Here is a 22,848-nt window from a genome sequence, read left to right as displayed (position 1 = left end):
CAGCCACGCCGGAATCAACCTACCCGAAACAACCAAACAACCAGCCCAGTGACTCCACACAGCTTGACAACCTGCGTATCTGGACAAAAACTCCAAGGGGAGCGGAACGAAAAGAACGACGACGGCCGCCCGCCTTCGCGCAGAAGGTGGGCGGCCGCCGTCGTACTTTTTGGAAGTTATGCCTTGTGGGCCGGGGCCGTCATGGTGGTGACATCCAATGCCTTGTCGAGATCGGCTTCGGAAACCTTGCCTTCGCCTTCACCGACGAAGCCGAGCTTCTCGGTTGCCTGGCGGACTGTGAGGCCCTCGGCCACGGCGGTCTTGGCGATCTTGGCGGCGTTTTCGTAGCCGATGTACTTGTTCAGCGGGGTGACGATGGACGGCGAGGCCTCGGCGAGGAAGCGGGCGCGCTCGACGTTGGCAGTGATGCCGTCGATCATCTTGTCGGCCATGACGCGGCTGGTGTTGGCCAGCAGGCGCACGGACTCGAGCAGGTTGGCGGCCATGACCGGGATGCCGACGTTCAGCTCGAAGGCGCCGTTGGTGCCGGACCAGGCGATGGCGGTGTCGTTGCCGATGACCTGGGCGCAGACCATGATGGACGCCTCGCAGATGACCGGGTTGACCTTGCCGGGCATGATCGAGGAGCCCGGCTGCAGGTCCGGGATGGCGATTTCGCCGAGGCCGGTGTTGGGGCCGGAGCCCATCCAGCGCAGGTCGTTGTTGATCTTCATGAAGGAGATCGCGATGTTGCGCAGCTGGCTGGAGGCTTCGATGAGGCCGTCGCGGTTGGCCTGTGCCTCGAAGTGGTCGCGGGCCTCGGTCAGCGGCAGGCCGGTGTCCGTGGCGAGCAGTTCGATGACGCGCTCCGGGAAACCGGCGGGGGTGTTGATGCCGGTGCCCACGGCGGTGCCGCCGAGCGGAACTTCAGCCACGCGGGGGAGGGAAGCGTTGATGCGCTCGATGCCGTAGCGGACCTGCGCGGCGTAGCCGCCGAATTCCTGGCCCAGAGTGACCGGGGTGGCGTCCATGAGGTGCGTGCGGCCGGACTTGACGACGTCCTTGAACTCAACGGCCTTGCGCTCCAGCGATTCGGCCAGGTAGCCGAGGGCCGGAATGAGGTCGTTGATCAGGGCCGAGGTGGCCGCAACGTGGACGGAGGTGGGGAAGACGTCGTTGGAGGACTGGGAGGCGTTAACGTGGTCGTTGGGGTGGACCACCTTGTCGCTGCCGGCAGCCTTGAGGGCGCGCGAAGCCAGTTCGGCGAGGACCTCGTTGGTGTTCATGTTCGAGGACGTGCCGGAGCCGGTCTGGAAAACGTCGATGGGGAAGTCGCCGTCGTACTTGCCCGCCGCCACCTCGTCGGCAGCGTCCGCGATCGCCTTGGCCAGCTCGCCGTCGAGCACACCCAGTTCAGCGTTGGCCTGGGCAGCGGCCTTCTTGACCCGGGCCAGCGCCTCGATGTGCGCACGTTCCAGGGTTTTTCCGGAGATCGGGAAGTTCTCGACTGCACGTTGCGTCTGCGCGCGGTACAGGGCGTTCACGGGGACGCGGACTTCGCCCATCGTGTCATGTTCAATGCGGAACTCTTCAGTGGAAGTCATGGGGCTAGCTTAGGACGCCCGGGCGCCGCATCGAAAACCGTGAACGGCTTGCTACAGGCGGCCCGCCCGGGCGCTTTCGGAAGGTTTTTAGAGGTCGCCGATTCCGGAAACAAGCTCCGCATGGCCCTCGCCGAGGCTGTAGGAGAGCCCGATGACCGCGGCCCGGCCGGACTCGATTGCGTCCGAAATCACACGCGAGCTGTCCACCAGGCGCTGTGAGGTCTGTTTGACGTGCTCCACCACCATGTCGTTGACCTCAGTCTGCTCGTTCCGCAGGGAGGTGAGGACCGACGGCGTGATGCGCTCCACGAGGTCGCGGATGAAGCCGACCGGCATCTGGCCGGTTTCGACGGCGGCCTTCGTGGCGCTGACCGCTCCGCAGCTGTCGTGGCCGAGCACCACGATCAGCGGGACGCCCAGCACGCCGATGCTGTACTCGAGCGAGCCGAGGACGGCGTCGTCGATGACCTGGCCGGCGGTCCGGACGACGAAAACGTCACCGAGTCCGACGTCGAAGATGATTTCAGCGGCGAGCCGTGAGTCCGAGCAGCCGAAGATCACTGCGAAAGGATGCTGGTTCTCCACGAGCGAGGACCGCCGCGAGGCATCCTGGTTCGGGTGCGAGGATTCGCCGGTTACGAAGCGTTCGTTGCCTTCGCGCAGACGGCGCCAGGCCAGGGCAGGAGTCAGGTATGTCGTCACGGCCCCACCTTACGGTGTGGGGCCCGCCGAGGGGGAAACAATGACAGCAGGGTTACTTTCCAAGGATTTGACGACGGCGGCTGCCAAGACCGCGAATTCCTCCAGGTTGGCGTCGCCCGCCAGGACCACGGTGGTGCCGCGGTAGGCGAGCACCATGCTCTTCTCGCCCTTGCCCGTGTCGTGCAGTTCCCACTCCTTGCCGCCGGCGTTGCGCGTGCCGGTGACGGGGGCGTTCCTTGTCTGCTGCAGGAGCCAGGTGGGATTGGCCTTGCTGGTCTGCGTCAGGCCGATGAATTTTTCCTTCGGGGTCACGTACCCCACCTCCCAGGCCGCGACGCCCGTGCCCGAGGCCGCAGCCCACCGGGCGTAATTCGGATGGAATGTGTCGCCCGGCGCGGGGGCCACCGGTGTGAATCCCGCCACACCTGCGGCGTTCCCGGCTACGGCACTGACGTCGATGTTGGGCCGGAAGCCGTCCGACTTCGGGGACGGATTCATCAGGACGATCGGCAGGAACGCCGCGACGCTGACCAGCAGGGCGATGATCATGCCGATCACCGAGGCATTGGCCCGTTTGGCGGCAGCCGCGGGGATTACGGGCCTGACGGGCTGGCCCGCCGCGGAGGGGGAGGGGGCGGGAGCCTGCACGCGGCTCGAGGGGGCGGACTGGTCCTGCATATCACTCACTCTTCTATAGTCGCGCATGCGGGGTCCGAACTCACATTCGAAGCCGGCGGCGGTGAGGCCCGCCGTCCGTTACGGGCCGGGGTAATCCGCCGCCCGGGGCCCTGCGGCGGCGACTATGATCAGTTACAGAGGAATCACCGCGATGGTCGACTCAGGCCTCGCGGGTTCAATGATCGCCACTCGAAGAAGAGGTTCACGTGTCACCAGCGTCCATTACCCAGAAGTACTCAACGCTTTCCCCGTCGCTCGCCGTCGGCATTGACGAGCCGGACCGCAACCTCGCTCTTGAACTTGTCCGCGTCACCGAGGCCGCGGCGATCGCCGGTGGCCACTGGGTTGGCTTCGGCGACAAGAACAAGGCGGACGGCGCCGCCGTCGACGCGATGCGTTCGTTCCTTCAGACCGTCCACTTCAACGGCGTCGTGGTCATCGGTGAAGGCGAAAAGGACGAGGCCCCGATGCTGTTCAACGGCGAACAGGTTGGTGACGGCACCGGTCCCGAGTGCGACGTCGCCGTGGACCCCATCGACGGTACCCGCCTGACCGCACTGGGCATCAACAACGCCCTCGCCGTCCTGGCCGTCGCCGAGCGCGGCTCTATGTTCGACCCCTCCGCCGTGTTCTACATGGAGAAGCTGGTCACCGGTCCTGAGGCCGCCGACATGGTTGACCTGCGGTTGCCCGTCAAGCAGAACCTGCACCTGATCGCCAAGGCCAAGGGCGTGAAGGTCAACCAGCTCAACGTCATGATCCTGGACCGTGACCGCCATCGCCCGCTGGTCGAGGAGATCCGGGAAGCCGGCGCGCGCACCAAGTTCATCATGGACGGCGACGTCGCCGGAGCCATCGCGGCTGCCCGTTCGGGCACCGGCGTGGACGCCCTGATGGGTATTGGCGGAACCCCGGAAGGCATCGTGGCCGCCTGCGCCATCAAGTCCCTGGGCGGCGTGATCCAGGGCCGGCTGTGGCCCACCAGCGACGACGAGAAGCAGAAGGCGATCGACGCCGGCCACGACCTCGAGCGGGTCCTGTCCACCAACGACCTCGTCACCAGCGACAACTGCTACTTCGCCGCCACCGGCATCACCGACGGCGACCTGCTCCGCGGCGTCCGGTACAACAAGGAAAAGGTCCTGACGCAGTCGATCGTCATGCGCTCCAAGTCCGGCACCATCCGCTTCGTGGACGGCGAGCACCAGGCCAGCAAGTGGGAAGGCTACGCCCGCAAGAGCTAGCCCTCCGCTTTCCTCCAGCGCGAACGAACACTTGAGCCCCGAATCCGTCACGGATCCGGGGCTCAAGTGTGTTCATTCGCGATTGTTTGCGAGTCAGCCGACGTTCAGGTTCCCGACGCCCGGCGACGCTGCTGACCCAGAATCGTTGCCCTGATTTTTTCGAGGACAAACGGCTTATCGCCGTCGAGGTCATCTTTGAAGATCCTCAGTTCCGTCCAGCCGAGGCGTTCGGTGGTCTCCTTCCGCCTCCTGTCGCGCGCAGCCTGGTCCGGAAACGAATGGTGCCCGCCATCGTATTGCAGCGCCAGCCGGTGTTCCGGATAGGCGGCGTCCGGCCATACCGCTGCCTGCCCCCAGCTGTTGTGGATGACATAGTTCAGGACCGGTTCTCCAAGCTTCGTGCGGGCCAGAATCAGCCGCATCCTGGTTTCCTGCGGCGAATCCGATCCGACGCGGATCTCGGGGAGCGCCAAGCGTGCGGTTTTCATGCCGCGCATGCCAGGATGCGAGGCAACCATTCGCCGCAGGTCATCGATCGTGGCCAGCGGGGTCCTTGGCTTCGGAAATTCAGGCCCGTGGGCAACTACCGCCGAGTCTCCTGCGGCGATTAGCTCGTCAACACTGAGAAGGCCGGCGAGATCGAGCCACGTCCTGGCAGCCGAGGTAACCCGGACGCCGGCGTGCGTGACTACCTCGCCGGGTTTGAACGTCATCCGGTGACCGACCACGTTTCGCCGCCGCGGCTGACTTCCGTTTCGGTCACGCGCAACATGTATCCTCCAGTCCTCCTGCATCCAGCCAGGAAGACCAAACTCCCAGATGCGGGCGCCGGAGTGATGGGTGAGAGTTGACGAGTCATCGAGCGCAGTGTAGGCGCGCAAATTCGCCGGAGTTGTCGCATCCCCCTGCAGTGGAACGCGGATCCCGCGTGAGGGAATGGCTACGTCAGGTTTGCGTTGGCGCCGCCGGGACACCCCGGACGCAGCGGCGTCGGATGAAGTGAATGATCCTCCGAGCAAGTCAGACGGAAGCGGCGAGAGACCCATGCTTCAGTTTGCACCGGCCCAAGGGCACGTTGAACGTTATCCACAGGTGCAATCCCCGCATGGAGCGCGAACGTACACTTGGGGCCCGGGAATCTCCGGCGGGCGGGGCTTAAGTGTTCGTTCGCGCTCAGGGGGTGAGACGCTTGATGAGGGCCTTGATGCCGTCGCGGAGTTTGCGGGCCACCTGGTAGGCCGCGTACCGGGGGCGGTTGACGGGCAGGTCCCACGTGCCCGGGTAGGCGATTTCACGCCCGCCGAACGACTTCTTGAATGCGGTGAACCCTGCCCACTTGTGGTCGGGCTGGTCGGACGGGGCCACCCCCCACAGGTCCACGTGCTTCAGGCCCTTCTCCCGGGCATCGGCCATGAGCGTCACCAGGAGGGGAATGCCCGCGCTGAGCTTGCGGTGCGTGTCATCCATGGCCGCGTGGGCGTAGGTCCGGGTGTCGGCCGAATCGTAGGCCAGCGCTGCCGCCACCGGGCCGCCGTGCAGATCGGCGATGAACAGGGTTGCTGCGCCCGCCGGCATGAGGGACTGGGCCACCTGCGTCAGGTACTCGTCGCTTTGCGGTTTGAAGCCGTTCCGCCGTGCCGTCATGTGCAGGAAGTTCAGGAGCACCCGGATGTCGTCGGGATCCTGTGTGGTGCGGAACGTGACGCCCTTTTTATGGATGTTCCGGTACAGGTTGCGGTTGACCGGCTTCATCTCCGCCAGGACTTCCTTGAAATCCCGGTCCAGGTCCACGATCCAGCTGAGTTCGGGCTGCTGGTTCACCGGGGCCGGCTGCAGCCCACGGTTCCGCAGGATCCCGGGCCCACTCTCAGGATCGAGGCCCACCGGTTCGATCCGGATAAACACGGCACCGCAGGACCTGGCCAGCCCGCGGAGGGCTGCCAGCGCGGCGTCGAAGGCCTCAACCGACTCGGCGACAGGACCGTAGGGCGCATACAGGACCTTGCCCGCGGGGTTCTTCTCCTCGATGGCCAGGAAGCTCCAGCCGGGACCGGATTGCCGGTGCACGTGGCGGCCCAGCGACTTCTGGAAGTCCTCCCAGGCTTTCGTTTGCAGGAAATACTCCACAGCGGGTCAGGCCTTTGTCGAGGTGGTCACGGCGAACGCCACGGCATTCTCCGACGCCCCGGCCACGGGATGGACGTTCACGGGCGCTTCGGCGGCCGGCAGGAAGGCACTTGCGCCGTGCTCCAGCTGCAGGTCGCCCTTCGGGGAGTCAAGGATCACGGAACCGGCGACCACGATGACCACCGCGGCGCCCGACTGCGCCAGCGGAACAGGCTCGCCGTCCGGCTTCAGTTCGATGCGCTGAAGCTGGAACTCGCGGAAGGGCGGGAAGTACAGTTCCTGTCCGAATTCGGATGTCTCCGGCCGTAGCATGGGGAAGCCCACCGACTCGAAGACGATGGTGTCCAGCAGTTCGGGAATGTCGATGAACTTGGGTGTCAATCCGCCGCGGAGCACGTTGTCCGAGGACGCCATCACCTCGACGCCGAGGCCATGCAGGTAGGCGTGGACTTTGCCGGCCGGAAGGTAGGCGGCCTCGCCGGGTTGCAGGGACAGCCGGTTGAGCAGCAGGGAGATCAGCACGCCGGGATCTCCGGGGTATTCGCTGTTGAGGCTCAGTACCGTGGACAGTTCCAGCTGGTAGGGAGCCATGGGTGCGCCGGAGGCCAGCACGTCGACCACCCGGGCCGTCGCTTCGCTGACTGCCTCGCCGCCTGCGATCAGCCGTTCGAACGCCGACCTCAGCGCCTTCTCCTCCTCGGGCTGCGAGAGGTCCTCGATGACGTCCTTCAGAACCTGCGGCACGCCGTTCCCGGGAAGCTCAAGGCAGCCTGCCAGGTGGAGGAAGATGTCGCGGGACCTCTCCGGTGCACGGAAACCGCACAGCGACTCGAACGGGGTCAAAGCGAAAATCATTTCCGGCTTGTGGTTGTCGTCCCGGTAATTTCGGTTTGCCGCGTCGGCCGCAATGCCGGCCGCGTTTTCGCGGGCGTAACCGGCCCTGGCCTGCTCAAGGCTCGGGTGCACCTGCAGCGACAGCGGCTTTGCCGCGGCGAGGAGCTTGGCCAGGAACGGCAGCCGCGGACCGAACTCGGCCACCGAAGCCGCGCCCAGGAAATGTTCCGGGTCCTCACCGATCAGTGCGTCCAGCGGCGTCGTCGTGCCGTCCGGCCGGATGGCCACCGACGGCGAGTCCGGATGGGCCCCGATCCACAGCTCGGCTTCCGGACCGCCGGACGCCAGCCGGCCGAGCAGGCCGGCGATCGCCGTCGTCGATCCCCATGCATACCGGCGCAGGACATTATCTATCTGGTACACGCCTCGTGTCCCCCTCTTTTGGTGTAAATGCTCAAAGCGGTGCGCACTGGCCGTTCGTGGCCACAAGGTCGCGGATGGCCTGTTCGTTGCCTTCGCGCTTGAACTGGTTCAGCATCGCTTCCGTGATCGGTTCCCCCTCAGGGGTGGTGGTCACCGGGGTGAAGTCCGACGACGACGATGGTGCCGGTGAGGGGGTGGTGGCCGGAAGTCCGGCCAGGGGACCTCCGGCACCTGCGGCGGAGAGCCCGCTGCCGGGCACGGAACGCGGCTGCAGCAGCGTGTCTTCGGTCGCCGTGCCCTCAGGGGCGGCGGCCGGCGACGATTCGGAGCTGGCGGAAGCGAGCAGTTTCCTGACCCGGTCATGGATCTGGTCGAAGTCGGGCACCGTGGAGAAGGACGCCGCAAAATCCGGCGGACCGATGGTGAGCCTCTTGACGTCCTGGCCCTTGGCCTTCATGGCCAGGTCCACGAAGCTGCCGAGCTGGCTGGAGGAGATGTTCGACTCCACCACCTTGGTGCCGGCGTTGGCGATGTCCTCGAATTTCGACAGCAGTGTTGCCGGGTCCAGCTGTTTGAGCATGGCCTGCTGCACGCACTGCTGCCGCTGGATCCGGGCGTAGTCGTCCACGAACTCCCGGGACCGGCCGTACCAGAGGGCGTGGTAGCCGTCCAGCTTCTGGTCGCCGGCCGGAATCCAGCCCAGGGGCATGCCGTGGATGCCGTTGGCCTCGTCGATCATGTCGCCGCTGATGGGCACCCAGCCGCCGGCCTTGATCCGGATGCCGCCCATCGCGTCAATGAGCTTCGCGAAGCCGTCCATGTCCACCAGCACATACGCCTGCACCTTGATCCCGAGCGTGCCCGAGACTGCTTCCAGGGTTGCCTGTGCACCTGGGTCGGCGACGCCGGGGTACAGGTCCTTGTGCTTGTTCGTGACCTCGGTGTTGATGGCGTTGATGAGGCACTCGTCGCCGCAGTTGTAGCCGTCCGGATAGACCTTCCGCATCGGCGAACCCTCGCTGAACTGGGCGTTCTGCAGGTTACGCGGCACGGAGATGATGGCCGTCTGGCCGGACTTGGCGTCAACGCTGAGCACGGACAGGCTGTCCGGGCGGCGGCCGGTCCGGTCGGCACCGGCGTCGCCGCCCATCATGAGGAAGTTGTAGCGGCCGTCCACCGGGTCGATGGCCGGGCCGTTGGCGTTGAAGATGCTGCCGATCGCATTCCGGCTGACGTTGAGCAGGTACGCCGCGTAGCCCAGCGATCCGCTGCTCACCACCATGGCGAGGACAAGCGCAATGACGACGGCGGGCCGCATCCTGGTGGGCAGCAGCACCGGCCGGATGAGACGCAGGGTGTTGACGAACAGCACCAGCCAGCCCACTGCCAGCGCGGCAAGGACCAGGACGATGAGCAGCGAGGCAACCGGATTGGTGATGATGTTGATCAGCAGGGTCCGGTTGGTGAACAGCAGTACCAGGGCAAGGACCACGAGCAGCCAGGCGCTGAGTGTGACGCGCAGGGCGATCCGGCCAAGCTTGCGGTCCCCGGCCACGATCTGGGCGCTCCCGGGCACCAGCAGCGTGAGCACGATCAGCAGGAACGCGCGCTTGGTCCGGACAGGTTCAGCAGCGCTCGACGGGTTGCGGACGGGATCCGACAGTGGGCCCATGGACGGCAGTTCGGTGTTGGACATGGCAGATCCCTATCGGCTGCTCCGGAGAGCCACGTTTGAGTCGGAGAAGACTTCGTTGACTTTCTGGCGGAGGTTGGCGCCCTTCCGGCTCGCCACGTCGTTGAGTTCCTGGGCGAAGTCCAGGAGTTCCGTGCGGAGACGGGCAGCGAGCTCGTCGGTGCCCGAGGCCAGCATGCGGACGGCGAGCAGGCCTGCGTTCCGCGCCCCGGCGATGGAAACCGTGGCCACCGGGACCCCGGCGGGCATCTGCACGATGGAGAGCAGGGAATCCATGCCGTCCAGGGTCTTGAGCGGGACCGGCACACCGATCACGGGCAGGGGAGTGACCGACGCCAGCATGCCCGGAAGGTGCGCGGCACCGCCGGCGCCGGCAATGATGACACGGAGGCCGCGCTCGTGGGCGGTCTGTCCGTAGCGGATCATTTCGGTGGGCATGCGGTGGGCCGAGACAACATCCGCCTCGAACGGAATGCCGAACTCGGCCAGGGCGTCGGCCGCCGCCTCCATGACGGGCCAGTCCGAGTCCGAGCCCATGACGAGGCCTACGAGGGGGGAGGGGGCGCCGGTTTCCGTGGCTGCAGCGGATTCGGGGCTCATGGGGTCTCCTCGGTGGTGCCTGTTGCCGCGGCCGGCAGCCGGCCGTCGCGGATGATGTTTGCCACAGCGGTGGCGCGCTGGCGGAGGGAGTCGACGTCCGCAGCGGACGCGCCCACCAGGTTGACGTGGCCGATTTTCCGGCCGGGACGCACGGACTTGCCGTAGCAGTGGACCTTGGCGGCCGGTTCTGTGGCCAGTGCGGCCGGGAAAGCGGAGAAAAGATCCTGGTTGTCGCCGCCCAGGAAGTTCTTCATCACGGCAACCTGGCCCAGGACGTCCGTGGCGCCGAGCGGCAGGTTCAGGACCGCCCGCAGGTGCTGCTCGAACTGGCTGGTGACGGAGCCATCCTGCGTCCAGTGCCCGGTGTTGTGGGGGCGCATCGCCAGTTCGTTGATCAGGAAGCCGGCGCCGGTGCCCGGCGTCTCGAACATCTCCACGGCCATGACGCCGGTGACGCCGAGTTCGTTCGCGATCCGGAGGGCAGCCTCCTCGGCGGCGGCAGCCACCTCCAGGGAGATGTTCTGTGCCGGCGCGATCACTTCGTCGCAGACGCCGTCCACCTGGATGGTGTGGACCACCGGCCAGGCGCGGGACGCCCCGTCCGGAGTGCGGGCAACGAGTGCCGAGAGCTCACGGCTGAAGTCGACCTTGGCCTCGGCGAGGAGCGGGCTCATGGACTCGAACCAGTCGGCGGTCTCCGCGGCTTCCTCGGGGGAGCCGACGATGCGCACGCCCTTTCCGTCATAGCCGCCGCGCGGGGTCTTCAGCACCACGGGCCAGCCGATCCGGTCCCCGAAGCTGACGAGGCCGGCGACGTCGTCCACTGCGGCCCACTCGGGGTTGGGCAGTTCCAGGCGGTCGATGGCGGCGCGCATGACCAGCTTGTCCTGGGCGTTAACCAGCGCGTCCGGGCCGGGCTGGACGTTGACCCCGGCCTCGATCAGGGCATAGAGGTGGTCACCCGGGACGTGCTCGTGATCAAAGGTCATCACGTCCAGGCCCTTGGAGAATTCCATCAGGGCCGCGAGGTCCTTGTAGTCGCCCACGGGGGCGTTGGGGACCGCGGAGACCGCGGATACGTCTTCGCCTTCGGCCAAAATACGGAGTTCAAAGCCCAAGGCGGTGGCGGCGGGGGCCATCATGCGCGCAAGCTGGCCGCCGCCAACCACGCCGATTACTGGAAAAGTCACATCTTCCAGCCTACAGAAAAGGATCGCGGTTGCCGTCTTTAATGGCTGTGAAGCTCCCCAAGTCGCACGAATTTATTGGGTCGGCTGCGGATGGTGCCGTCCATGGCAGGGGTGCTCTGAGGATACTCCCGGGAAACGGGGCTAAAATGGGAGCTTGGCCCAACGGCCCCCAGTATTCAGACGGCCACGGAGGGTCATGATTAACACACTTGCAGAGCGCATCCGGGGACTCGCCTCGCTTTTCTGGCGCGAGGTGGCGAAGTTCGGTGCCGTGGGCGGTGTGGCATTTGTCATTGACAACGGGCTGACTTATTACCTGATGCACGGACCCATGACGGACAGCGAGGCCAAGGCCCGTTTTGTGGGCGCCACCGTAGCCACCGTGTTTTCCTGGATTGCCAACCGTCTGTGGACGTTCCGGCACCGCCGCCAGGCCAACGTGGTGCGTGAATTCCTGATGTTCATCCTCATCAACGGCATCGGCATCGGCATCTCCACGGGGTTTACGGCCCTGGCGAAGTATTCGCTGGGCGTCACGGACAAGAACATGCTCTTCGCCGCTGGCGTGGTGGGCATTCTGGTTGCGACGGTCGTCCGCTTCTTTGCGTACCGGTTCCTCGTTTTCAACCAGGAACTGGACCAGGAGCCGGAGTTCTCGCACGACCACGAGATCATCGAGGTCCACCACCACTCCGCCCATCCGGCGGAGCGCGTCCTGGAACCGGACGTGGAGGACCCCGAGCGGCCCGTCTGGCCGAACTAGTCCCATCCCCGGGGCCATGCCCGGCCAGCGGCTCAGTCGCCGTGGACGCGCTCCGCTGCGAGAAGCTTGTCTGTCAGCTCCACGTCGCCGTGGACCAGGACCACGGAACCGTCGCTTTTCCACGCGCCAAGCGCGTTGGCCAGCGCCGACTCGAGGCCGTCGGCCGCGCGCACCAGGAGCCTCGCGCTCGGCTCGTGTCCGGCAGCAAACTCCGCCAGGAGGGCTTCGTGGCGGACGGCCGCACCCTCTGAGCTGCGGACCGCAGGAGCTCCGGGATCGGGGTCGTTGTGGGCCATGAACACGTCGCCGTGTGAGCGGACCTCCGCGGCGTAGTCGAGAACTCCGGCGGGCAGGTCGCCGGGCCACCGCATTGCCAGGGCCGGCAGCGGAACTGCAACGACGGCGTCGAATCCGTCCTCTGCCGCGTCCGGTTCGGACGTGGCGAGCAGGTCCGCTTCACCTGATCCGAGCACCACCTCCATGCCCAGCTGCCAGGCGGCAAGGGCCCAGATGATGGATTTCCAGTGCGCAGGAAGGTCAAGCCGCAGCCGCATTCCCGGTTCGGCGTCGAGTTCGTCCTGGAGCAGGTTGCTGGTCTTCGCGACCCAGTTGTCCAGCACGCGCCCGGAGAGTTCCACCCGCTCCGCGTCGGGGCCGTACCAGGTCAGGCGCGGCGAGGTGGAGTGGCCCGAGCGCAGGGCCGTCATGAGGTCAGTGGCCGGGATGTTCATGGCTTCATCTTGCCACGCCTTCCGGCGTGATCTCCGGCACAACAGTTTGTAACGTTGTTTGCCTTACTCTCCCGGAACGCGAAAGAATTGGCGGAATTGCGGTCGCGCCGGGCTGGATACTAAGGTTGCTGTCAAATTCCGGACGGCCGCCGCGCGTTGCTGAAAAATAATTCCCGGGCGTGGCGCACCTGCCGATCGCCCGGGGGATTGATTATTATTCCGTCGCGGCTTGACTCCCCCTACTTACACGCGTGTAATTAGATATCGAAAAGCCGCGGCGAACTCTCAGGAACACCACGTAGTGTCCTGATCGCCGGGCGGGGGGCCGCACTACTCAGGAGGGGACGCCATGGGGCAAGCGGAGCGTATGCATGATGATGCTGTTATGGCCGGCCAGGCCACAGCAAAGTACAGGTCTCGGGGGGTACCCAGCGACTGGTACGTAGATCCGGCTGATCCGGACGCCGCAGAGCGGTACAACCAGGACACGTCTGCCTCGCTGCAGGACCAGGCCACGGCCTTCCTGGCACAGCATGACACCCTCCAGAACGAGTCCCTGCTGGCTGGTCAGCCTGAACAGGACGAGGACGATCTTGATCCCCCCATGGAGATCCGGAACCCGGCATCCTCCACCCTGGCCCAGCCGGTGTGGATCGGATTGCCCCTGGGGCAGGATTTCGACGACGAGGGCGAACTTGGGTGGCAGACCGACGCCCTGTGCGCGCAGACGGACCCGGAGGCCTTTTTCCCGGAAAAGGGCGGTTCCACGAGGGACGCCAAGAAAGTCTGCGGAGCGTGCAGCGTGCGGTCGCAGTGCCTGGAGTACGCACTGGCGAATGACGAACGGTTCGGGATTTGGGGTGGCCTCTCCGAGCGTGAGCGCCGACGGCTGAGGAAGCGGGCAGTCTAATTCTTCAGGAAGTACACGTCACTGCCGTTGTGGTAGCCCACAACGGCAGTGATTATCTGCCCAGGACGCTTTCAGCGCTGGCCTCACAGACCCGGCCGGCGGACACCGTGATCGGGGTGGATACCGGCTCACAGGACACGTCGGCTGCCCTTCTGCAGCGCGCCGTCGGCGACGCCAACGTCATCACCGTCAACGGCGGCAGGGTAGGGATGGGCGCCGCCGTGCGGGCCGGCCTGGCCTCCCTGGCCCCCTGGAACCCGCACGGCACGCAAGACCGGTCCGAATGGATCTGGCTGCTGCATGATGATGCGGCACCTGCCCCAGAAGCGCTGGCCGAACTGCTGCACGCCGTGGAGCGCGCCCCTTCCGTTACGGTCGCGGGCTGCAAGCAACTGGACTGGAACGCCAAACGGCGCCTGATCGACGTCGGGCTTTCCACCAGCCGCTGGGCCGAGCGGCTCACGCTGATCGAGGCGGACGAACTCGACCAGGGCCAGTACGACGGACGTTCGGACACCTTCGCCGTCAACTCCGCCGGCATGCTGGTCCGGCGGGACATCTGGGAGCACCTCAAAGGCTTCGACCCGGCACTTCCCGGCACGGGCGACGACGTCGACTTCTGCTGGCGGAACCGGCTGGCCGGGCACCGGGTGGTGGTGGTTCCCAGCGCCAGGATGTTCCACGTCTCCCACCGGCCGCACGCCCTGGGCACGGCCCCGGCCGCCCGCCGGGCACAGGTGCACCTGCGGCTCAAGCACGCCCCGCTGTGGGCGCTGCCGCTGCACGCTGTCGGCGCCCTCCTCGGCAGCCTGCTCCGGCTGGTCTTCAGCATCGCCGTGAAGGATCCCGGGTACGGCTTTTCGCAGCTTCTGGCCACCACGGCGGCCCTCGCCAGGCCTGCCGCCCTTGCCCGAGGGCGGCGCAACGCTGCCCGCACCCGCCGCGTCCGCCGGTCCGTGGTCAAGTCCCTGCAGACCGAACGGCGCGAAGTGTGGGGCCACCGGCGCTCCCTCATGGAAGCCTTGGGCGCGGACGACGCGCGGGCCTCCGAGGACAGCAACGATCCGCTGGAGGAACAGCCCAGCGGCGACTCGACTGACGACTTCGCAGCCCTGTCCACCAACGAGCGGGGCTGGGTGGGCAACGGTGCAGTCGCCGCAGTCATCCTCGCCACCGGGGCGTCCTTCGCCGGGCTTGCCGCGCTTTTCCAGGCCGACGCCGCTGCCGGCGGGGCGCTCCTGCCGGTCTCAGCCCGGCTGGAGGACATCTGGCACCACGCCTCGAGCTGGTGGATCGGACTGGGCGCCGGGCTTCCGGGGCACGGCGACCCCTTAGGCTACGTCATCTGGATCCTCGGCCTGCTGGGCGGCGGCAACGCCAACGGCGCCCTGATCTGGCTGCTCCTGCTGGCCATGCCGCTCTCCGGCCTGACTGCCTGGTTCGCTTCCGGTGCCCTGACCTCCTACCGCCGCTTCCGGTTGGCGGCTGCCCTGGTCTGGGCTGCGGCGCCCGCCCTGCAGGTGGCTGTCAACCAGGGGCGCATCGGCGCCCTGCTGGCGCACCTTCTGATGCCGCTGCTGGTTCTTGGGCTGCTGCGGGCCACCGGCTCCGCTTTCGGCCGCGGCCGCTTCGCCGCTGTACCGGCCGGCAGCCCCGCGGACCAGCCGCCGGCCAAGCCCGGAATCAATGGCACGCCGTCGTGGACGGCGTCGGCAGCCGCCGGCCTGGCGCTGGCGGTTATCACCGCCGCCGCACCCTCCCTCCTGCTGCCGGCCGCCGTCGTGATCATTGTCCTGAGCCTGCTGCTGGGGAAGCGCGGACGCACTCTGTGGTGGGCGCTGCTGCCGAGCGCTGCGCTGTTTGTGCCGTTTGCGCTGTCCACCCTCGACCGTCCCAGGGCACTGCTGGCCGACCCCGGGCTGCCGTTGCCCTTCGACGGCGCCCCGGTATGGCAGCAGATCTTGGGACAGCCACTCAGTTTTGACCCCGCCGGCGGTCTTGCCGGGCTGGTGCTGTTTTCCGCCGGCTCCGTCCCCTGGGCGCTGCTGCTGGCCCTTCTGATCGGTGCCCCGCTGCTGGCGCTGGCCGTTGCCGCGCTCTTTGTTCCGCTCCGGGTCCACGTGGACCGCCGCGGCCGCATCGCCCGAGCCCTCTGGGTCGCGGCACTGGTCTTCCTGGCCGGCGGGTGGCTGGCGGCGCACGTCGCCACCGGGGCCGGCCCGCAGGCGCTCGTGGTGCCATTCACCGGTCCGGCCGTGTCCGCAGCCGTGTTCGCGCTGCTCGGAGCGGCCATCATCGGCGGCGATGGTCTTCTGACGCTGGCCGGTTCCGGTCCGGACAGCGTGGCCCGTGGCGGGGGGGTGCGGCCCGGCGCCGTGGCCCGCGGTGCCGCGGCTCTGGCGCTGGTGCTCCTGCTCGCCGGACCGCTGGCCGGGCTGGCGGCCTGGACGGTGCAGAATGTGGTGCAGCCGGCCGACGCGGCGGCGAACGCTGACACGGCAGACCTCGGGGCTCCCCGGCTCGTGGGCCCCACGGGCACGCGGATGCTGCCCGCCACCGCGGTGGACCGCGGCGAGGGACCGGAAAAGACCCGGACGCTGCTGATCAGCACCGGCGAAGACGGAACGTACAGTGCCACGCTGATGCGCGGAGGCGGCACCACCCTGGACGGCCTCTCAACCATCGCGGCGGCCCGGGACATCCTGGGCAACCCCGGGCAGGAATCGGTCCGCGACGACGACGAGGTCACCGCGGCGCTGCGCACCAGCGTGGCCACCCTGGTGGCCGCCCGCGGCGTCGACCCGCGGCCCGAACTGGAGCGGCTCGGCGTCGGATTCGTCGTCCTGCGCGCCGCAGACACGGCAGCGCAACTGACCGCCAGCCGGATGGACGCGGTTCCCGGTCTGACCGCCGTCGGGCCTACCGACTCGGGCTGGCTGTGGCGGGTGACACCCCTGAACGACGCCGTCCTGCAGCCCGCCGACGTCGCCCACCGCGTGCGGATCATGGACAGCAAGGGCGCCACGATCGGGCTGGTTCCCTCGGATCTGACCGGCGTGCAGGCCTCGGTGCCCAAGGGTCCCGAGGGCCGGCTGCTGGTGCTCGCCGAGCGGGCGGATCCCGGCTGGACCGCCTGGCTCGACGGCCGCAAACTCACCTCCACCACCTCCGGCTGGTCCCAGGCCTTCACACTGCCTCCGCAGGCAGGGCAGGTGACCGTCCGGTACGAAAGTCCCTGGGCGCTCTGGTCCGGCATCCTGCAGGCCGCCGTCATTGGCCTGACAGTCCTGCTGGCGCTGCCAATGCCGGCCCGGCGCCCCAATACCGGGCTGTCCAGGGACGAAGGCTCCCTGCGTAAGGAATACCAGAATGCATGAGGAAGAGAACGACGGCGGGACGCCGGCTAAGCGGGGCAGCGGACCGGGAGCCAGGGAGCCTGGAGGCAACGCTTCCGGCAGCAACGCTTCCGGAGGCCGGTCCAGTGGGGCCACCCGCATTGCCGGCCGCCGCGGCATGGTGGCCGGGGTGCTCTCCGGCGTGGTCATCCTCGCCGCCGGCGGAGGCGTTGTAGCGGCGACTGCCTTTGCGCCGCAGCCGGTGGCCGCCAAGCCCTTCAAAGCGGCGGAGGCGGCTGTGCCGGCCGGAAGCGTCCAGGACGTCTGCCCTGCTCCGGCGAGGCTCCTTGAAGGAACACCGGTGGGAACCGACCCGCAGTTCAGCCCCGAATCCGCCACGGCCAGGAGCGCCGTGTCCGCGGCGGTGGTCAGTTCGGCGGGCGGCAGTCTTCCCGGCAGCGCGCTGTCCGCGCTGAAGGGGGCCGAGCTGCAGCGGATCGCCAAGGCGCCCGCCTCGGCGACGTCTCCGGCAGGCTCCTCCGGAGTGCTGGCCGGGGTCGTCGAAGGGCACAGCGTGGACGACGTCAGCGTGCTCTCGGCTGACGCCCTCGCCAACCGGCAGCCTGCGGCCGCAGCCCTTATGGCCTACACGGCAACCGACGGAGACCTGCAGGGATCGGCGGCGGCCGCCTGCCAGGCACCCTCGAACGACCTCTGGCTCAGCGGCGCCAATACCGCGGTGGGCCGCAGCAGCGTCATCCACCTCACCAATGCCTCCACCACCCCCGCAACGGTGAACCTTGAGCTTTACGGGAAGGCCGGCCACATCAAGGCCTCGGGCAGCCGTGGCCTGCTGGTGGCGCCGAAGTCGACGCGCTCCATCGTCCTGGCCGGTCTCGCTCCCGGCGAGGAACGGCTGAGCGTGCACGTCCGAAGTTCGGGCGGACCCGTCAGCGCCTTCATCCAGCAAAGCGTGCTGCGCGGGCTGACCTCGGGCGGCGTGGATTTCATTTCGCCGGGCATCTCCGCGGCTCCGTCCCAGGTCGTGACGGGCATAGACATCCAGGACGCCGGCGACGTGAAGTCACTCACCGGCGAATCCGGTTTTGACGACGCCGGCCCGTCGCTGCAGATCACCGTTCCCGGCCCGTCGGACGCCGTGGTGGAAGTGAAGCTGTTTGGCCGCGCCGGGCAGCAGGCACTTCCGGGCGGCGGCGTGGTCACGGCGAAGGCCGGCACCGTCACCGAGGTGCCCCTGGCCGGTGTTCCCGCCGGCAAGTACACCGTTTCCGCGACGTCGGACGTCAGCATCGTGGCAGCCGCGCGGGTGAGCCGGGGGCTGAAGGCCAGCCAGAGCCTGGACTTCGCGTGGTCGCCCGCCACAGCCCAGCTGGGCAGCCAGCACGTGGTCCCGCTTCCCCAGGGCGGGGAGCGGCAACTCGTCTTCGGCGCCCTGGACGACAGGGCCACCATTTCCTATACCCCGATCACGGCCGACGGGAAACTCCGTACGGCGGCCACCGCAGACATCGCCGCCGGCACCACCACGACCCTCAAGGCCGCCGACGAGATCGGCAACTCGGCCGTCGTCGGCTATCTTGTGTCCGCCTCCGGCGGCGCGGCGTACGGCGCCGTGCTGCTGGAACGGGAAGGCCGGAACGATGTTTCCACCGTGGCCATTGCCCCGGGCGCAGAGGGCCAGGAAAAAGTAGCGGTGACGCTGGGTTACTAGCCGCGGGGCCTAGTACCGCCGGCGGTACACCGGGTCGAGGGTTTCCGGGGCCACGCCCAGCATTTCGGCTGTGTGTTCCACCACCACGTCATGCACCAGGTCCTGGAGTTCCTCCTTGACGGGGCAGGCCTGTTCAACCACGCGGCGGTACAGCGTGATGATCGGGCCTTCGTCCTCGGTGGCGGGGCTGTAGCAGCCCAGGGGAGCGGGCGAACCCTCGGCCAGCAACTGTTCCAGGTTCGGCGGGATCTCATCCACAGCGAACCTGACGCCGTCGAGCGGCTTGCCCCAGATGTCATGGAGCCGCTGGGCGGAGTCCATAACCAGTTCATCAAACCGGTCCGAGCGGCTCCGGTAGCCGGGCAGCGTGGGCAACAGCAGTTCGCCACGGAGGCCGCGGCCGTGCCGGTTGCGCCGGCGTTGTGTGAAGCTCCGGCCAGCGGGGGTCCCGGCGGTGTCCCGGGGCGTTTCCGGGTCAGCCAACCGGACCGTAAAACCCGAATCATGGTGCGATGACTGCATATACAGACTTTAGACCCGCCGAATGATTTGCGCGACATAACCGGACCGGAGCCGCGCCGCCGTGGCGCGGGCCGTTCGTCAATGTCGGGAAAAGTGCCCGAGGCGGAGTATTCTGTGTTTTCGTGGGTGCAATACGTCAGTGTTCCAGGTCAGCCTGCCGCCAGTCTGCGGTGGCAACTCTGACGTACGTTTACGCGGACTCCACCGCCGTCCTCGGCCCGCTGGCAACCTACGCGGAGCCGCACTGCTACGACCTTTGCGGGCAGCATGCCGGTTCGCTGACCGTCCCGCGCGGCTGGGAAGTGCTCCGCCTGGCCATGCCCTCGCAGCCGCCCCAGCCCGGCCCCGACGACCTTCTCGCCCTGGCCGACGCCGTCCGGGAGGCGGCGTCCCGCCCTGCCGCCCCGGCCGCGGGCCAGCGCGCCGCGCACTCGGCGTTGGAAGCGCCGGCCGCTACCGAAGGCACCCGCCGCGGCCACCTGCGCATCCTGCGCGAACCGTCCTGACGCCGACGCGAACCGTCCTGGCACCGATCTGGCGGTAGGGTGGAAGCTGAAATCCGTCAGCCTCAGCGCTTGTGCCCAGCAGGGAGCCTCCACCATGCCAAAGATCAGTCCCGAACTGTTGTCCGTTCTGCGGTGCCCGGTCACCGGATCGGCTCTGACCCAGGAGGGCGAGGAACTCGTCTCAACGTCAGCGGCGGAGGGCGGCGAACGGGTCCGGTACGCCATCGAAGACGGCATTCCGCTGCTGCTTCCGCCGGAGCTCCGCGCCGCAGCCACGGCCGCCCGGTCAGACCAGCACGACGCCGGCCCCGCAGCGGCCGCCCCCACCGCCTAACACCAGCCAGCACCGCCGAAGGCTAGACGCCGGATACAGCAAAGGATTCCCATGACGTTCGATTACAAGGTTGCCGACATCTCCCTGGCCGAGGCCGGGCGCCACCAGATCCGCCTCGCCGAGCACGAGATGCCGGGACTCATGTCGCTGCGCCGGGAATTCGGGGCCAGTCAGCCCCTCAAGGGCGCCAGGATCGCCGGGTCGCTGCACATGACCGTGCAGACCGCGGTGCTCATCGAGACCCTCACGGCACTCGGTGCCGAGGTCCGCTGGGCCTCCTGCAACATCTTCTCCACCCAGGATGAGGCCGCCGCCGCCGTCGTCGTCGGTACCGGCACCGTGGAGAACCCGCAGGGCGTTCCCGTGTTCGCCTGGAAGGGTGAAACGCTGGAGGAATACTGGTGGACCGCCGAGCAGATCCTCACCTGGCCCGGCGCGGACACGAACCCTGAGCTGGGCCCGAACATGATTCTCGACGACGGCGGCGACGCCACGCTGCTGCTGCACCGCGGCGTGGAATTTGAGGCAGCCGGCGCCGTTCCGGCGGCCGCAGCCAACGACCCCGAGGAATACGGGATCGTCCTTGACGTCCTGCGCCGTACGCTGGCCGAGGACCCGAAGAAGTGGACCCGGCTTGCCGCCGGCATCCACGGCGTCAGCGAGGAAACCACCACGGGCGTGCACCGCCTCTACCAGCTCGCCGAACAGGGCAAGCTGCTCTTCCCGGCCATCAACGTCAACGACTCCGTGACGAAGAGCAAGTTCGACAACAAGTATGGCATTCGGCACTCCCTGCCTGACGGCCTCAACCGGGCCACCGATGTCCTCATCGGCGGCAAGGTCGCCGTCGTCTGCGGCTACGGCGACGTCGGCAAGGGTGCCGCCGAGGCCCTCCGCGGCCAGGGTGCCCGCGTGATCGTCACCGAAATCGATCCCATCTGCGCGCTGCAGGCCGCCATGGACGGCTACCAGGTGGCCAGGCTGGAGAGTGTGCTGGAGCAGGGCGACATCTTCATCACCACCACGGGCAACAAGGACGTCATCATGGCCGAGCACATGGCCGGCATGAAGAACAAGGCCATCGTGGGCAATATCGGCCACTTCGACAACGAGATCGACATGGCCGGCCTCGCCAGGATCCCCGGTATCCGGAAGGTGGAGATCAAGCCCCAGGTCCACGAATGGGTCTTCGGCGGCGACTCTGCGGACAGCACCCGGTCCATCATCGTCCTGTCCGAAGGGCGCCTGCTGAACCTGGGCAACGCCACCGGCCACCCGTCGTTCGTGATGAGCAACTCCTTCGCCAACCAGACCATCGCCCAGATCGAGCTGTTCACCAAGAAGGACCAGCCCGAGGGTGAACGGGAATACGAAAACCAGGTCTACGTGCTGCCCAAGATCCTGGACGAGAAGGTGGCGCGCCTGCACCTCGATGCGCTGGGTGTGGAGCTGACCGAACTGTCCAAGGACCAGGCCGACTACCTGGACGTGGACGTGGCCGGCCCGTTCAAGCCTGAGCACTACCGCTACTAGCAGCGGCCCTTGACGCAGCACCCCGGCGCGCCGTGGCACTCCACGGCGGCCGGGGTCAGCTCCGCCTTGCGATAAAATTGACTGGTCAGCGTTACCGCTGGGCACACGGACGGATGCCGATCGGCAGCCCGGCGGACACGGAGAAACCAGTCATGACGGAAAAGAACAACCGGAAAACCGGCAAGATCATCGCCGTGGTTGCCATTTGCGCTGCCGTTGCCGCCGGCGGAATCGGCGTCGCCACCGCTCCTGGCTGGGCCAACCCCGCGCCCCAATCCGAGGCCTCCAGTCCCGTCCGCAACGAGCCCGGCCTGGCCACGCCCGTGGTCAAGGCCGTGGAACTGGGTGTGACCCCGCTCGACGGCGCCAAAGGTGTAAACCCCGCGGTGGCGCCCTCCGTCAAGGCGGTCAACGGCCGCGTCCAGGACGTTGTGCTGGTGCCGACCGCCGGTGGAGAAGCAGTCAAGGGCACTGTCAGCGCCGACGGCAGCACGTGGACGGCCGTGGACCCGCTGGCCTTCAACACGCCGTACAACTACAGCTACACCATCGTGGATGGGGCGGGCCGGGAAACCAAGAAGGTCCAGACTTTCACCACGGTGGAGCCCGCCAACGAGGCGGACGCCGCCGTCTACCCGGAGAACGGCTCCACGGTCGGCGCAGGACAGCCCATCGACATCGTCTTCAGCGAGCCCGTCACCAACAAGGCTGCGATGGAAAAGGCCGTGAAGATCGCCGTCTCCTCCAAGCAGCCTGTTGCCTGGCACTGGTATTCGGACCAGAAGGTCCGCATCCGCCCCGAGAAGTTCTGGGCCTCCAACAGCCAAGTCACCGTGGACATGAAGCTGTTCGGGGTTGACTTCGGCAAGGGCATGATCGGCAACTTCAACGCCAAGGTCCAGTTCAAGGTGGGCCAGCAGCGCCTGGCGGTGGTGGACGACAACACCAAGACCATGAAGGTCTACTTCGACGGCAAGCTGGTCCGGACCGCGCCCGTCACCCTGGGCGGCACCGATTGGCTTTCCCCGTCCGGCTACGCCGTGATCATGGAGCAGGAACGGCACTCCAAGTTCAATGCGGGCAGCATCGGCCTGAAGCCCGGCGATAAGGGCTACTACCCGCCGCTGACCGTGGAGTACGCCAACCGGCTCACGTCCTCCGGCGTCTACGTCCACCAGGCGCTTGAGTCCGCATGGAGCTATGTGGGCGTCGCCAACATTTCCCACGGCTGTGTGGGGCTGCTTCCCGTGGACGCTGCCTGGTTCTTCAACAACATGAAGTCCGGCGACGTCGTCCAGGTCCTGAATACGGGCGCCGCACCAATCGAGCCGCTCGAGGGCTACGGCGACTGGAACATCCCCTGGGCCCAGTACGCGAAGCGCTGACG

The 22,848-nt window shown here is 67.4% G+C and carries 20 protein-coding genes; 9 read left to right on the top strand and 11 right to left on the bottom strand.

From position 1 onward, the window contains the following. Positions 1–176: 176 nt before the first annotated feature. The 3 genes from ACFRAU_RS15775 to ACFRAU_RS15765 form a co-directional block, all read right to left on the bottom strand. On the bottom strand, positions 177–1,604 hold the full coding sequence (locus tag ACFRAU_RS15775) for a class II fumarate hydratase (RefSeq protein WP_377995296.1): 1,428 nt from the start codon (positions 1,602–1,604) through the stop codon (positions 177–179). Between the two features lie 87 nt (positions 1,605–1,691). After that, positions 1,692–2,306, bottom strand: a complete 615-nt coding sequence (locus ACFRAU_RS15770; protein ID WP_378000625.1) for a carbonic anhydrase — start codon at positions 2,304–2,306, stop codon at positions 1,692–1,694. Positions 2,307–2,315: 9 nt separating this feature from the next. Continuing rightward, complete coding sequence (locus ACFRAU_RS15765) at positions 2,316–2,984, bottom strand: DUF4245 domain-containing protein (protein WP_378000624.1); 669 nt, start codon at positions 2,982–2,984, stop codon at positions 2,316–2,318. 206 nt (positions 2,985–3,190) lie between these two features. Between ACFRAU_RS15765 and glpX the strand changes: the two genes are divergently transcribed. Then, positions 3,191–4,228 carry a class II fructose-bisphosphatase gene (glpX, locus tag ACFRAU_RS15760; protein WP_003797994.1) on the top strand — a complete coding sequence of 346 codons (1,038 nt, stop codon included), beginning with the start codon at positions 3,191–3,193 and terminating at the stop codon, positions 4,226–4,228. A 104-nt stretch (positions 4,229–4,332) separates the two neighbouring features. On the opposite strand, the gene ACFRAU_RS15755 is transcribed toward glpX, so the two are convergent. From ACFRAU_RS15755 to ACFRAU_RS15730, 6 genes are all read right to left on the bottom strand, one after another. Further along, positions 4,333–4,941, bottom strand: coding sequence for an endonuclease domain-containing protein (locus tag ACFRAU_RS15755; protein ID WP_377995294.1), 609 nt, complete (start codon positions 4,939–4,941; stop codon positions 4,333–4,335). Positions 4,942–5,401: 460 nt separating this feature from the next. Continuing rightward, complete coding sequence (locus ACFRAU_RS15750) at positions 5,402–6,355, bottom strand: lipid II:glycine glycyltransferase FemX (RefSeq protein WP_378000623.1); 954 nt, start codon at positions 6,353–6,355, stop codon at positions 5,402–5,404. 6 nt (positions 6,356–6,361) lie between these two features. After that, a complete protein-coding gene (manA, locus tag ACFRAU_RS15745; protein WP_378000622.1) occupies positions 6,362–7,612 on the bottom strand; it encodes a mannose-6-phosphate isomerase, class I in 1,251 nt (416 codons plus the stop codon). A gap of 31 nt (positions 7,613–7,643) precedes the next feature. Then, complete coding sequence (locus tag ACFRAU_RS15740; protein ID WP_377995291.1) at positions 7,644–9,308, bottom strand: LCP family protein; 1,665 nt, start codon at positions 9,306–9,308, stop codon at positions 7,644–7,646. Positions 9,309–9,317: 9 nt separating this feature from the next. Beyond that, entirely contained in the window at positions 9,318–9,905 is a 588-nt protein-coding gene (gene purE / locus ACFRAU_RS15735) for a 5-(carboxyamino)imidazole ribonucleotide mutase (RefSeq protein ID WP_378000621.1), read from the bottom strand. Next, positions 9,902–11,095, bottom strand: coding sequence for a 5-(carboxyamino)imidazole ribonucleotide synthase (locus ACFRAU_RS15730; protein WP_378000620.1), 1,194 nt, complete (start codon positions 11,093–11,095; stop codon positions 9,902–9,904). Before ACFRAU_RS15730 ends, purE begins: the two co-directional genes overlap by 4 nt. 196 nt (positions 11,096–11,291) lie before the next feature. Here ACFRAU_RS15730 and ACFRAU_RS15725 point away from each other — a divergent pair, with 196 nt between their 5' ends. Next, entirely contained in the window at positions 11,292–11,858 is a 567-nt protein-coding gene (locus tag ACFRAU_RS15725) for a GtrA family protein (RefSeq protein WP_378000619.1), read from the top strand. A gap of 32 nt (positions 11,859–11,890) precedes the next feature. Here ACFRAU_RS15725 and ACFRAU_RS15720 read toward each other — a convergent pair whose 3' ends face one another. After that, complete coding sequence (locus tag ACFRAU_RS15720) at positions 11,891–12,589, bottom strand: TIGR03089 family protein (protein ID WP_377995287.1); 699 nt, start codon at positions 12,587–12,589, stop codon at positions 11,891–11,893. Between the two features lie 349 nt (positions 12,590–12,938). Between ACFRAU_RS15720 and ACFRAU_RS15715 the strand changes: the two genes are divergently transcribed. Genes ACFRAU_RS15715 through ACFRAU_RS15705 form a run of 3 tightly spaced genes read left to right on the top strand, consistent with a single transcriptional unit; the run spans position 12,939 to position 18,566 of the window. Continuing rightward, positions 12,939–13,499, top strand: coding sequence for a WhiB family transcriptional regulator (locus ACFRAU_RS15715; RefSeq protein ID WP_378000618.1), 561 nt, complete (start codon positions 12,939–12,941; stop codon positions 13,497–13,499). 29 nt (positions 13,500–13,528) lie between these two features. Continuing rightward, positions 13,529–16,876, top strand: coding sequence for a glycosyltransferase family 2 protein (locus tag ACFRAU_RS15710; RefSeq protein WP_378000617.1), 3,348 nt, complete (start codon positions 13,529–13,531; stop codon positions 16,874–16,876). Continuing rightward, complete coding sequence (locus tag ACFRAU_RS15705) at positions 16,869–18,566, top strand: DUF5719 family protein (protein WP_378000616.1); 1,698 nt, start codon at positions 16,869–16,871, stop codon at positions 18,564–18,566. Before ACFRAU_RS15710 ends, ACFRAU_RS15705 begins: the two co-directional genes overlap by 8 nt. Before the next feature lie 9 nt (positions 18,567–18,575). Here the strand turns inward: ACFRAU_RS15705 and ACFRAU_RS15700 are convergent, their stop codons facing one another. Beyond that, on the bottom strand, positions 18,576–19,088 hold the full coding sequence (locus ACFRAU_RS15700) for a metallopeptidase family protein (protein ID WP_378000615.1): 513 nt from the start codon (positions 19,086–19,088) through the stop codon (positions 18,576–18,578). A 122-nt stretch (positions 19,089–19,210) separates the two neighbouring features. Between ACFRAU_RS15700 and ACFRAU_RS15695 the strand changes: the two genes are divergently transcribed. The 4 genes from ACFRAU_RS15695 to ACFRAU_RS15680 all read left to right on the top strand — a co-directional run bounded on the left by ACFRAU_RS15695 (position 19,211) and on the right by ACFRAU_RS15680 (position 22,846). Continuing rightward, on the top strand, positions 19,211–19,594 hold the full coding sequence (locus ACFRAU_RS15695) for a DUF3499 domain-containing protein (protein WP_377995282.1): 384 nt from the start codon (positions 19,211–19,213) through the stop codon (positions 19,592–19,594). A 94-nt stretch (positions 19,595–19,688) separates the two neighbouring features. Further along, positions 19,689–19,928: a hypothetical protein gene (locus ACFRAU_RS15690; RefSeq protein ID WP_331574087.1), complete on the top strand. Its 240-nt coding sequence runs from the start codon at positions 19,689–19,691 to the stop codon at positions 19,926–19,928. A 51-nt stretch (positions 19,929–19,979) separates the two neighbouring features. Next, positions 19,980–21,461 (top strand): adenosylhomocysteinase, encoded by a 1,482-nt coding sequence (gene ahcY / locus ACFRAU_RS15685; protein ID WP_377995281.1) that lies wholly within the window; start codon positions 19,980–19,982, stop codon positions 21,459–21,461. Positions 21,462–21,613: 152 nt separating this feature from the next. Next, the gene (locus ACFRAU_RS15680) at positions 21,614–22,846 is read left to right on the top strand and encodes an Ig-like domain-containing protein (RefSeq protein ID WP_378000614.1); all 1,233 of its coding nucleotides are present in this window, start codon (positions 21,614–21,616) and stop codon (positions 22,844–22,846) included. The last annotated feature ends 2 nt before the right edge of the window (positions 22,847–22,848 follow it).

The sequence above is a fragment of the Arthrobacter sp. NPDC056691 genome, assembly GCF_042791415.1.
In the GTDB taxonomy this organism is placed as follows: domain Bacteria; phylum Actinomycetota; class Actinomycetes; order Actinomycetales; family Micrococcaceae; genus Arthrobacter.
This window is presented reverse-complemented; position numbering and strand designations above follow the sequence as displayed.